The sequence below is a fragment of the Synergistaceae bacterium DZ-S4 genome (genome assembly GCA_025943965.1).
Lineage (GTDB): Bacteria > Synergistota > Synergistia > Synergistales > Synergistaceae > Caenicola > Caenicola nitritireducens.
This window is the reverse complement of record JAPCWD010000005.1, coordinates 1-12,273: the sequence shown is the minus strand read 5'-3', so window position 1 is coordinate 12,273 and position 12,273 is coordinate 1. Positions and strand designations below refer to the sequence as shown.

The window sequence follows — 12,273 nt, the reverse complement described above, 5'->3', positions numbered from 1 at the left end:
TTGATTTCGGGGATCATCATGATGGGCAGCATTTGATTTTATGATATTGGGAGTGGCGACAATGGGCTGGAGAAACGTTGAAAACAACCTGGGCAGTCTTCCGCCTGCACAGAGAAAAATTGCGGAGTACATGCTTAAGAACAAACTGGAATCGATCTTCCTGACCGCGCTACAGCTCGGCAAAAACGCCGGATCCAGCGAAGCCTCGGTTATAAGGATGGCCTCTAACCTGGGCTTCTCAAGTTTTCCGGATTTCATAAAGTCCCTGCAGGAAGAGGCAAAGGACCAGCTTTCCACACTCGGACGCCTTCAGACGCACAAGCTGCAGCCACAGACAGGAGGGCTCATAGCGAGAGTCATCAACAGCGACCTGGAACAGGCGAAGGAATCGCTTTCCACAGTCGACGACGAAACGATCAAAAAGCTTGCGGCAAAAATATGTGCCTCGGATGCGATCTACATAGTCGGCCTCCGAAGCACGAGAACTCTTGCTGTGTATATGGAATACTACCTCTCCTGGTTCTTCACCAACGTCCAGCTTCCGACGACCGACACGATGGGCAACCACCTTGTTGCGGCCCCCCATAACAGCATCGTCATAGGGATCAGCTATCCGCGTTACACAAGGCAGACTGTGGAATGCATAACACTCGCGAAAAAGAGAAAATTCTTTACCGCCGCGATCACCGACTCGCCGTTCAGTCCGCTGGCGAAGGCAGCAGACATGTGCATCGTCTCGCCCTGCGCCCACATAGCCCACATCGACTCGCTCCTCATCCCGATCGGTCTTATCAACACCCTGCTCATACAGGTCGCCGAGCAGCTGGGGCCTAAGGCGCTTAAAAGGCTCGAGGAACTGGAGAGGAACTGGACGGACAGCTCAGTCTACTGTTAAGGACCCCTTCGCAGGCCCCCTCGGAGCAAAGTCTTCAGGACATAAGCAGCCGGATCCTGTTCATCTGGTTGACGGAGCTCGTGCCCGGATCATAGTCGAGCGCGAGTATGCTTGACCCAGCATAGCGTCTTCTCAGCTCCTTTATCACTCCCTTCCCCGTAATGTGGTTGGGAAGGCATGCAAAGGGCTGGACACATATCACCTTCTTCACTCCGCCCTCTATCAGCGAGATCATTTCAGCCGTAAGCAGCCACCCCTCACCTGCCTGGTTGGCACAGGAAACTACCGAGGAGGCTTTGTCCGCGAGAGAATAAATGTTATGCAGCGTACCGAAGCGCGTCCCCTCAAGAGCCTTTCTGACGGGCCTGCGCAGAAGTTCGAGTGCAGCTATGGCGCCCCGTCCGGCTATGGCTGAGCGGAGGCTGCCGGAGAGCTCCCTGTACCTGAATACCGGATCAAAGAGACAGTAGAGAAGGAAGGATGCGATATCGGTAAGCACTGCTTCTCCTCCGCTGGCCTCTATCAGGTTCACAAGCCTGTCGTTTGCTCCCGAGTGATACTTGACCAGTATCTCCCCAACTATCCCGACCCTCGGCTTTTCCGTCCCGGAAACGGGCAACGCGTTGAAATCCGCTGCAGTATCCCTGATGAACGAGGCATGATCCGGACCGCGTCCGCTCGTTATCGTCTTTCTGTATTTTGAAGACCATTTGTCATAGAGTGCCTCTGCGTCGCCCCTGTTCAGTTCATAAGGCCTTGTCCTCAGAAGCAGCCTCATAAGAAGGTCGCCGTAGACCATGGCTTTGGCAGAGCGGTACATCACCCTTGGGGAGAGGCGGAAAGCGACTGAGTTCCTGCATTGTGAGTTGACCGTCAGGACCCTGACCTCTTTAAGCCCCGCCTCGTCGAGGGCCTTCCTGAGAAGGGGCACGTAATTGCTGGCCCTGCAGGATCCTCCAGTCTGGGCATAGAAGCAGTCCGTATTTTTCGGATCGTACAGGCCGCTCTTCAGCGCGTTGAGAAACTGTCCAACAACGATCATGGCCGGGTAACAGGCATCGTTGTTCACATATCGGAGCCCCAGCTCGACCGACTCCCTGCCTCCTTCGGGCAGTACCCTGAAGTCATGGCCCTCCGCCCTCATTATCGGCTCAAGAAACTGGAAGTGATACTGCGAGAGCGGCGGACAGAGTATCGTCCTTTTGCCGGCAGAAACTGTACGCCTCCTTGATCCTGAGATTACGGCACCGCACGGGGCTTCCTGAGGCATCTGCTTTGTCCGGACAGCTGCGAGAAGAGATCGTATCCTGATCCTTACGGCACCGTTGTTCTTGCTCTCGTCTATCTTAAGAAGGGTATGCATCCTCCCCTCCCTTTCCAGAAGCCCGGCAGTCTGGTCCGCGCTTATCGCATCCAGTCCGCATCCGAAGGAATTGAGCTGGACCAGCTCAAACCTGCGGAGCTCAGGATCCCTGGCGACAGCGCTGGCTGCCCTGTAGAGGCGGGAGTGGAAGACCCACTGGTCGATCACTTTCAGATCCGCGCCCGTCTCCATGCCCCTTGACCTTCCGGCGACCGAATCCTCAGTCAGCACAGCTACGTTATGACCGTTTATCAATTCCGGGATGCCGTGGTTGACGACGGGATCAAGGTGGTAAGGATGGCCTGCGAGAACTATCCCCGTTATTCCTTTAGCGTTTACATGCCTTACCGCCCGGTCTCCCATCTCTTCTACATCACTTTTGAACTCAGCCTGTGCCGCGTATGCCTTTTTAACAGCCTCTGCCGCCTCTACAGGGACTACCCCGTCCCGGGCGAACTCCTTCGCCACCTGTCCCGCGATCTTATCAGGCGCATCGACAGAAAAGAAAGAGTGGATGTAACGCACATCTCCCGAGCTCAGTCCGTCCACGTTCAGCCCCGCCACATCAGGATACCCGGCCACTACGGGGCAGTTGAAGCAGTTGTCGGCATCCCTGTACTCTCTCGCTTCCTTCTGTACGCCGGGATAAAAGATGAGTTTCACTCCCCTGACGACCAGCTCCTGGAGGTGGCGGTGCGCCAGTTTTGCAGGAAAGCATAGCGTCTGCGACGGTACAGTGTCAATAGCCAGGCTCTCGTCAGGACGCGGAGAGGAAAGTTCCACCCTGAACCCCAGCTCGGTGAAGAGTGTGAACCAGAAAGGATAATCTTCGTAGATGTTCAGCACCCTCGGGATCCCCAGGGTTCCCCTAGGGGCGTCTTCAGAACTGAGGGGAACATAGTGTTCAAAGAGCCTTTTGTACTTCGCGGCATAGAGGTTCGGAGGAAGCTCCCGCGCCGCAGTCCCCTCGGTCTCTCCGTTGGAGCACATATTTCCTGTAACGTGCCTCCGTCCTCCGCTGAAGGAAGTAACTGTCAGCAGGCAGCTGTTGCCGCACCCCTGACAGCGTTTCGTCTCTGTTTCAGATCCGAACATCATGAGCTGCTCCCTTGTGATTATCGAGCTGTTGCAGGTGCCTTCGCGGTCCTTTGATATCAGGGCCGCTCCGTAAGCGCCCATGAACTCCGGGATATCCGGCCTGAGCACACTGTGGCCGGTAACTATCTCAAACGCCCTGAGCAGCGCGTCGTTTTTAAAAGTTCCGCCCTGAACGACGATATGATCCCCGATCTCATCCGCGCTCTTTATCTTCAGCACCTTGTAGAGCGCGTTCCGGACGACGGAATATACAAGTCCGGCGGAAATGTCCTCGATCGACGAGCCCTCTTTCTGGGCCTGCCTCACCTTGGAGTTCATGAATACCGTGCATCTCGTACCCAGATCTACGGGCGAACGGGACCTCTCAGCACAGGATACGAACTCATCCATATCCATCCCGAGGGACTCAGCGAAGTTCTGCAGGAAAGAGCCGCAGCCCGATGAGCAGGCTTCGTTCAGGAATATCTGCCTTATCGTCCCCTTTTCCGTCTTCAGGCACTTCATGTCCTGTCCGCCGATGTCGATGATGAATTCCACATCGGGATCGATCTTTCCGGCGGCTCTGGTATGGGCGACAGTTTCTATCTCTCCCATGTCTACCCCGAAAGCGGTCTGGATAAGCTTTTCCCCGTACCCTGTCACACAGCTGCTCTTTATGAAGAGACTTTCCGGCATCCGTGAATAGAGTTCCTTCAGCATCTCACTGACTGTACGCAGCGGTTCGCTTCCGCCCTGCATCCTGTAGTCGGAGAAGAGGATCCTGCCGTCTCCGTCTGTCAGAACAGCCTTTGTCGTCGTCGACCCCACATCTATGCCAAGATAGGCCGGCCCCGATGCCGAGGCTATCTCTTTTCGCGGTGTTCCCGACCTTCTGTGCCTTTCACCAAACTCCCTCCTCTCTTCCCCGTCACGGAAAAGAGGAGGCAGCCCCGGAACGCCGTCCATGCTGAGCGGAAGCGAGTAGACGGCCGACCTTCTGTCGAGTTCTGATATGCTCACCACGTCATTCTTCTTCCCAAGGAGCGCCGCACCGAGGGCTACAAAGAGGTGTGAGTTTTCGGGCGATATCGTCTGGCCGGGCAGAAGCCTGAGAGTCTCGGAAAATCTCTTTCTCAGCTCCGGAAGGAAATAAAGCGGCCCTCCGAGAAATGCGACATTTCCGACGATCCTTCTCCCGCAGGCCAGTCCGCTTATCGTCTGGTTCACTACGGCCTGGAATATCGATGCCGCTATGTCCGCCCTCTCGGCCCCCTCCTTCATCAGGGACTGAACGTCGGTCTTGGCGAAGACCCCGCAACGCGACGCGATCGGATATATCATCCTGTGTTTTGACGCAAGCTCGTTCAGCCCTGCCGGGTCCGTTCCCATGAGCATCGCCATGTGATCAAGAAAGGCCCCGGTCCCTCCGGCGCAAGTCTCGTTCATCCTCTGGTCGGCGCCGTTGGGATCGAAATATGTAAGCTTGGCATCCTCACCGCCAAGCTCAATGCATACATTTGCCTCCGGGATGAACCTGCTGACCGATGCGGAACATGCAATAAGCTCCTGCGTGAACGGGAGCTTCATCTCCTCTGCTACCCCGATCCCTCCGGATCCGGCTATCGCAAGCGTTATCCTTGAATTTTTTATAGACTGCCTAACTTCGTTAAAAATATCACAGACTGCCGAGCGGACATCGGAAAAATGCCTGCAGTACCTGCTGTGAACGAGTCTGTCCCTATCATCCAGCAGTACAGCTTTCGCCGTTGTTGAACCGATATCCAGCCCCATGTGAAGATGCGGCATTTGTTGCTTCCTCCTAACCTTTCCTGTCAGAACATGGGCTGTACGCAGACAGCCCGGTTTTAAACGCTTATCTGAAATTCGGAAACGAAAAAGGAGAAGTCGGACTAAATCAGGAGTACGAGATCCAAAACAGGAAGAAAGAGGTGTTCCCTCTCCGAAGTGATGTGGTCTTTATCGAGGACGTTTGGCAAAGGACGGAATGAAGAGTGGTCATACACATCGCTTCTGCCTGCAAAAAATGACTGATCAGTGTTGGATAGGCTGTTGACGGACCTGTAAAGTTTTGAAAGAGTCTGCCTGAGGACGGAGACGACAGCGACCGCGGGTGTCTCGATGCTGTTCATTATTATCGTTGCGGTCCTGGGGCCGAGGCTGTAACGGATGCTGTGCCCGGACAAAACGGCAACAGCTGTCTGAAAAATGATCAGAGAGGTCAGAAGGATATATGCGTACTTTTTCATAACATTACTGAATTTGTACAAACAGCACCATCTCCGTTTGCGAAGATTAACACATCTTACAAATAAATTCCAGAGTAGAAATTTTGCGGCATGGAGCATGCCGCGGAGAATTTGCAGGACTTCGTCCTGCGGTGAATTCGCGACTTAAAATCCCAGTCGCTGGAGAATTCGCTCGCTTCGCATCGCGGAGAATTGCGGCCAAAGGCCGCGGAGGCTCAAAATTACCGTTGTTTCTGCCATTAGCCTAACTCTCTGTCGTTTCCGGACGCTTCCCCTCTGATCAGGAGAATGCCGTTTCCTGTTAAGGAAACATCTAAAAACTCCTTAGCATTCGAACTATTTCGAATGCGCTTTGAGATCGGGAATCCAGCGTCTTTTGGTTAGGTTTTGAAAAGCCGGTGAAATACTAAGTTCAGAGACACTCGTATCCCCAAGTGCTTAAATCGGGATCCAGCGGCTTCGGTTTAAAGGTTTTTAGATTTTACAACTGCTTAGCGACCGCTTAGCTATTGCTCAGCAACCCGCTCAGCCGATTTTTACGACTGCTTGCCAACCGCTTGCCTATGCTTGCCCGCATTTTTGGCCGCAATTCTCCAACAGCCGTAGGACGCGAATTCCTCGCCCCTGCCCTTTACAACCCTTCCCGTCGGCTCCGCCGACTTTTCTCGCGGTTTTTCAAACCGCACTTCCCGCGGCAAGTTCCTCGCCGCTCTTTTCAAATGTTTACAGCCTTCCTTGATCCTATTTATGTTTTGTTATCGGTATCAAGGCCCCATCTTCTTTTTTTGCATAAATGACCATCTCAAGCCCTAAATTGTTGAGAAATCGTCTTAATGTCCTTATTTCTAAATTTTGATTATTTTCAATTTTTGAAACTTGAGACTGTGTTATCTGCATTTTTCCTGCAAGTTCTTTCTGAGAAACTCTAAATTGCCTGCGCAGTTGCTCAAGCTTGAGTTCTGTATACATTTCTCTTGCTTTTTCTTGAATTGTTGTCTGTTCTTCCTCAGCAAGCTTTTCTTCATATTCATCTGAAGAGATAAATCCTTCAGGCATTTTTAAGGATCTATCATCAGTAAATATATGCTTTTTATCCATCAATACTGTTTCCATAAATACTCCCCCTCACATAACTAGATCCTCTGCCCTATTTGGAATCTATCTTTAACCATATGCTCCATTCTCTCTCAGCTATCGCGATGTTTTTTTCATACCACCGCTTGTCGTTAGTCTTATCTCCGCCTGTCAGCATAATTGCGCGCCGCAGCGGGTCGAAAGCGTATAGGATCCGAATTTTCCTGCCATTTAATACTTTTCTGAGTTCACGTAAACTATGAATTTTCGAACCCTTTACCGGTTTTGAATATGAACCGGCAAGAGCCACTCCATGCTCCCTTATTAATCGGATAAACGCGACTATACTGGTTCGATCATCAGCAGATAAAGAATTAAGCCATGTTACAAAACTTAAAGAATAAATGACCTTGCATTGATCTTCAGCCATCCCTTTTCCTCCGGGGAAAATATTCTTTTTAATGAATATTCATTTAAATGAATACTATCTGTTTTTATAAAAAGTGTCAAGGAGCAAAGGCTAGCCATATTATCGCTCCCTTGATCACTGCTCTTTGACACATGAAGGTCTGCCCAGAATTATCTTTAACAAGGACTTGATCATTCCGCCACTTATCCACATTTTGTCAAATGTGTAGGTCTGACCCCAATGGCAGTTTGCAATGGCAGTTTGTAACACTTTCTCCAGCGATACAGCATGCTCACTTCTATACCAAGATCATCTGCTGTCTGTCGAAATGTCCTGTTGCTGGCAAAACTTAGTCGGACTGCATTCTTTTTAAATTCCTCATCATATTTCTGTCTCTTGTTTGGCATGATATCAGCTCCTCTCGAGCATATACTCTATCCTAACAAACTGTACGAAATTCTAGCACCGACCCATATGATTTAAGGTCAGCTAAACAATAGCGATTGCTCAGCCGATTTTAACGACTGCTTGCCTACGCTTGCCAACCGCCGCCGGTGCCCTTCCCGGCCGCCCTTACTACCGCTCAGCAACCGCTCAGCCATGCTCAGCCATTGCTCAGCAGCCACCCTCGGGCAGTTTCTGGCTAAAACTCATACATTGTCCTATACTATAGACATACTATATACATAAAAAACACGTCAGGCGGTGACAGCATGTCCAGTACCGGCAAGTCCCTACTTATCGAACTCAAGGCTTCAGACGCGCTGATCGACTTCGATGAATACCTCTCGAAGATCCGGACTTACCTGCCCTCTTTGAATGAGGACGATACCTGGATCCGCTCAGGCATTCATGTCGGGGAAAAATATAAAAAGCACATATCCTCCTTCCGTCTTTTTGGAAGCCAGGCTCCGAAGATCGGACGGGCCCGGATCGAAGTCCTTCTGGTCAAGACACAGATAGGAGTATCGATCTCTGACGCCGCGCCTCACTGTGCTGACTTTATCATGGATCACCTCACACGGACCGGCACAGACGCTGCTTTCGTAGCTCTTGTTCCCTCCACGGGAGAGGGCTGGCGTACTTTTTTTGTAAAATCACCTCTCCACGACACTGTTGACATCCCCGAAGACATTCTGACCCACACCTGTTCGGGAGCTCTCAAGATACATATAAAGAAGGCATGTGGACTCAGCGATGCGGCCCTTGACGGCTATTTCTCCTTCGGGTATGCCCTTTTCGACGATACTGTCATAAGGGCAAAGGCTAAAGAGATAGACAAAACACTGCGATATCTCAAATTCTGTGATATTGCCTCGGGATCGGGACAGATGCTTCATGCAATGGCCGGGCTTGTCGCAAAGCTTCGCTCAGGTCTCAACAAATACCTCGGCAGCCATGCGGACAGGACCGAAAAAAACTTTACGGAGCAGTTCCTTACGGGCTCCCTTTACGCCTCTGATTACGATGCAGGAGCCCTTGAAATACTAAAGACCATGCTCAGGATGCAAACAGAGAAAAAGATAGACGACAGAAGGTTCGTCTGGGGCAACATCCTGACAGAAGACCTCTTTGAAGGCATGCTCTTTGACGTCATCGCGACAAACCCGCCCCACATGAAGCAGGATGAGTTCTCATTTATAAAAGAAAAGCTGGAGAAATACGCTTCTTTCTCACACAACACAGACCTCTACTGCTACTACGCAGAAAAAGCTTTCGGACTCGCCACTGAGAACGGCGGGGTCGGTGTACTCATGTCAAACAGATGGATGCGCTCAGGATACGGAGTCGGCCTTCGTCACTTTATGTCCCAGAAAAACATTACCGAGATCGTCGACTACGCAAACATACCCCCTGTAAAGGGCATCTCTACCCCGCTCTCGATAGTTGTAGGCTCAAACGGCGCTCCCTCCGAAGACGTCAGTGTTACAGTTGTAGAGGACGCGGACCACGAAAACATATCCCTCTATGTAGAAGAGCAGTCTGCAACGCAGACCATTTCAGCACTGAGCGATGAGGGATGGGTCTTCGACGCCGAGGATACAGCGGCGCTAATGAACAAGATAACCGATATGGGAATACCTCTTGAGGAATACGTTGAAGGACATATCTACCGCGGGATACTCACCGGTCTCAACGAGGCATTCGCCCCTGACAGGGCAACTGCAGAAAAAATTATTGAAAAAGATCCCAACAGCTCAAAGATACTCAGGCCCTTCCTCTCCGGAAGAAACGTAAAAAGGTACGCCATCCCGACCATCAAGAAATATCTGGTCTTCCTTCCCAAGGGAATAACGGACAAGATGAGGGGCGACATGGGACCTGAAGAATGGCTCTGTTCACAATATCCCGCAATAGCAGAACACCTTGCTCAATACGAGGAAAAGGCGTCAAAGCGCAGGGACAAAGGCGACTACTGGTGGGAACTCCGCTCCTGCCGTTACTACGAAAATTTTGAAAAGACAAAAATAATCTGCCCGACAATAGTTAAACGCATATCAGCAACCATAGACACAAACGGCCTCTTCTCCAACGACAAGACCAGCATAATAGCCTCAGGCGACTTCTACCTCCTAGGTCTCCTGAACTCAAGCCTCATGGACTTCTACATGAGAAGGATCTGCACAGAGCTGCTGAACGAGCACTACGAGGTAAAGCCCGCAAACCTGTCTGTCCTCCCGATAAAGAAGATCAGCCCGACCAACAGCTTCCACGTCAACCTGAAGACCGAGATCGAAAACGGAGCAATGGCCCTGTCGAAGCTGTGCTCGGTACCCGAAAAAGAAAGAAGCGATAAAATCAACGCGGATATCCGAGAAGCCGAGCGTGCTGTTAACAGAGCGGTGGCAAGACTGTATAGACTAACACCGGCGGAGATCAGCCTCATTGATAACTACTAGGCAAATGATTGGTCATCAGGCAGTAGGCATGAAATACAGCTCCGTATCTCTCCCCCGCGGATACAAGGCAAGATAGAAACTTCTCTCGGTCGAGATCGCTCTTGAAAATATCCTTCTGTTCGTTACCTCTGGAGGTTACATGGTAAAAGGCACCAGAGTATTCCATCCGCAAAGGCCTAGCCATGCTTACATCTCCTTGATCACAGTTCTTTGACACATACCGGTCTGACTCAAATTATCTCTAACAAGGACTTGACCATTCTGCCACTTATCCACATTCTGTCAATTGTGTAGGTCTGACCCCTCTGTGGTTTTCTTTTGTCAAATGTGTAGGTCTGACCCCTCTGTGGTTTTCCATTTTGTCAAATGTGTAGGTCTGACCCCTCTGTGGTTTTCAAATATGATGGCGGCCCAGCTCACCCTGCAGCAGGCTTCGATAAAGCGAATCGGCGCAAATATGCACTTCACATTCACTGCTAACGCCTTGATTCAGCATTGCTCGCACAATAAACCTGGCCGAGGCTTCCTTATTTAGGGCTGACCCTATAATTTTTTTTGTCTGGTTCCTGTCAATTGTGTGAAATATGCAATAATGTCAAATGTGTAGGTCTGACCCCAGGGTGGTTTATCAGTCGACACAGTTCAACAAATATTACCGTGACTATGTCATTAAAAACAACGCAACCATGCATCTGGACCACAAGCCGGGAGAGATAATGGAGGTCGACTGGGCCGGTCAGAATGTTTGCATAACGGATACCGACACCGGCGCGTCCATAAAATCTTATGTCTTTGTGGCAGTGCTGCCGTACAGCGGTTATGCATATGTCGAAGCTTTCATCTCCCAGAATCAGGAAAGCTGGACCACCGCACACGTCAATGCCTATAAATATTTCGGTGGAGTAACACGCATCCTCAGGCCGGACAACCTTAAAACCGGTGTAACAAGTGTATCTAAAAGCGAGACCATAATTAACAGGACATATCTTGAGCTTGCAGAACACTATGGGACCGCGGTTATACCTGCCCGCCCAAGGGCTCCGCGGGACAAGGCCACAGTTGAATGTTCTGTCGGGATCATCTCAACATGGATACTTGCCTCTCTGCGTAACGTCCAGTTTCTCTCCCTGCATGAACTAAACGAGGCAATAGCAGCCAAACTCGTTGAATTTAACAACAAACCCTTCCAGAAGAAAGAAGGCAGCAGGGCAGCCGCATTCTCCGAAGAAAAGATATTCCTGCTGCCTCTGCCGCCGCACCCATATGAACTTGCGACCTGGAAAATAGCCACCGTACAGTATAACTACCATATCAGCACAGACCACCACAACTACTCCGTACCGTACGAGTACATCAAACGTAAAGTGGACGTGCGCCTTACGAAGAATATGGTCGAGATATTCTTCGAGGGAAACCGTATAGCGTCCCATCGCAGGTTATATGGTCATATCAACCAATATAGCACCAATGAAGGGCATATGCCGCCTAATCATAAGAATTACGTCTCCTGGGATTCGGAACGCTTCATCAGGTGGGCTGAGAAGATAGGTGAGAACACAGCTGCCGTGATCCGTCTGCTGTTAAGCAGATACAGGATAGAACAGCAGGGATACAAGTCATGCATGGCTATGCTCAAACTTGCGGATAAATATTCAGCCATACGCCTTGAGGCATCATGTGAGAAGGCACTGTCATTTACTTCCTGCCCCAGCCTTAAGAACATACAGGCCATCCTTATATCAGGTCAGGATAAACTTACGCAGGAGACGGACAAGAATGAGGATGCGGCAAAACAAAAGACAGAGCAGTACGGCTTTACGCGCGGAGCAGGGTACTACAGGAGGAATGGATGATGCTGGATAACAATACTATATCCAAGCTGCATGAGATGAGGCTTTCTGTAATGGCCCAGTCTTTTGACGAACAGATCAAAAACGGATATTTTGCGGAAATGTCATTTGAAGAGCGCTTCGGCATGCTTGTGGATTCAGAATGGTCAGCACGAAAGAGCAACCGTTTGACCCGGCTGATACAGAAAGCTAATTATTCGATTCCTGGTGCCTGCATAGAAAATATCGAATACCATCCTGACAGGAAACTGGATAAGACCCAGATAGTAAGGCTATCTACCTGCGCATACATTGAGGAAAATCATAATCTGTGTTTCTTGTAAGCTAAAAATCCCCAGAATTGCAAAATGAAAATCCCCAGTTTTGCAAGCTGGAAATCCCCAGAATTGCAAAACGGCCATTGAAAGCACGACCGAAACCAAATATCCTTTTAGTGCG

The 12,273-nt window shown here is 50.5% G+C and carries 8 protein-coding genes; 4 read left to right on the top strand and 4 right to left on the bottom strand.

Features of this window, described 5'->3' with window-relative positions; genetic code table 11:
* Positions 1-61 precede the first annotated feature (61 nt).
* On the top strand, positions 62-895 hold the full coding sequence (locus OLM33_04275; GenBank protein MCW1712891.1) for a MurR/RpiR family transcriptional regulator: 834 nt from the start codon (positions 62-64) through the stop codon (positions 893-895).
* A 34-nt stretch (positions 896-929) separates the two neighbouring features.
* Here the strand turns inward: OLM33_04275 and OLM33_04270 are convergent, their stop codons facing one another.
* From OLM33_04270 to OLM33_04255, 4 genes are all read right to left on the bottom strand, one after another.
* Entirely contained in the window at positions 930-5,141 is a 4,212-nt protein-coding gene (locus tag OLM33_04270) for an acyl-CoA dehydratase activase (protein MCW1712890.1), read from the bottom strand.
* A 104-nt stretch (positions 5,142-5,245) separates the two neighbouring features.
* Positions 5,246-5,602, bottom strand: a complete 357-nt coding sequence (locus OLM33_04265; protein ID MCW1712889.1) for a hypothetical protein — start codon at positions 5,600-5,602, stop codon at positions 5,246-5,248.
* Positions 5,603-6,343: 741 nt separating this feature from the next.
* The gene (locus OLM33_04260; GenBank protein MCW1712888.1) at positions 6,344-6,715 is read right to left on the bottom strand and encodes a helix-turn-helix domain-containing protein; all 372 of its coding nucleotides are present in this window, start codon (positions 6,713-6,715) and stop codon (positions 6,344-6,346) included.
* 34 nt (positions 6,716-6,749) lie between these two features.
* Positions 6,750-7,106, bottom strand: a complete 357-nt coding sequence (locus OLM33_04255; GenBank protein MCW1712887.1) for a type II toxin-antitoxin system RelE/ParE family toxin — start codon at positions 7,104-7,106, stop codon at positions 6,750-6,752.
* Positions 7,107-7,798: 692 nt separating this feature from the next.
* Here OLM33_04255 and OLM33_04250 point away from each other — a divergent pair.
* The 3 genes from OLM33_04250 to OLM33_04240 all read left to right on the top strand — a co-directional run bounded on the left by OLM33_04250 (position 7,799) and on the right by OLM33_04240 (position 12,158).
* A complete protein-coding gene (locus OLM33_04250; protein MCW1712886.1) occupies positions 7,799-9,985 on the top strand; it encodes an Eco57I restriction-modification methylase domain-containing protein in 2,187 nt (728 codons plus the stop codon).
* A gap of 599 nt (positions 9,986-10,584) precedes the next feature.
* Positions 10,585-11,838, top strand: a complete 1,254-nt coding sequence (istA, locus tag OLM33_04245; protein MCW1712885.1) for an IS21 family transposase — start codon at positions 10,585-10,587, stop codon at positions 11,836-11,838.
* Positions 11,838-12,158: an ATP-binding protein gene (locus tag OLM33_04240; protein MCW1712884.1), complete on the top strand. Its 321-nt coding sequence runs from the start codon at positions 11,838-11,840 to the stop codon at positions 12,156-12,158. The genes istA and OLM33_04240 overlap by 1 nt, the downstream gene beginning before the upstream one ends.
* The last annotated feature ends 115 nt before the right edge of the window (positions 12,159-12,273 follow it).

Bases quoted from the DNA above. Each gene is read 5' to 3' on its own strand.
- OLM33_04275 (MCW1712891.1), top strand. From the start codon at position 62: ATGGGCTGGAGAAACGTTGAAAACAACCTGGGCAGTCTTCCGCCTGCA.
- OLM33_04255 (MCW1712887.1), bottom strand. From the start codon at position 7,106: ATGGCTGAAGATCAATGCAAGGTCATTTATTCTTTAAGTTTTGTAACA.
- OLM33_04265 (MCW1712889.1), bottom strand. From the start codon at position 5,602: ATGAAAAAGTACGCATATATCCTTCTGACCTCTCTGATCATTTTTCAG.
- OLM33_04240 (MCW1712884.1), top strand. From the start codon at position 11,838: ATGCTGGATAACAATACTATATCCAAGCTGCATGAGATGAGGCTTTCT.
- OLM33_04270 (MCW1712890.1), bottom strand. From the start codon at position 5,141: ATGCCGCATCTTCACATGGGGCTGGATATCGGTTCAACAACGGCGAAA.
- istA (MCW1712885.1), top strand. From the start codon at position 10,585: ATGTGTAGGTCTGACCCCAGGGTGGTTTATCAGTCGACACAGTTCAAC.
- OLM33_04260 (MCW1712888.1), bottom strand. From the start codon at position 6,715: ATGGAAACAGTATTGATGGATAAAAAGCATATATTTACTGATGATAGA.
- OLM33_04250 (MCW1712886.1), top strand. From the start codon at position 7,799: ATGTCCAGTACCGGCAAGTCCCTACTTATCGAACTCAAGGCTTCAGAC.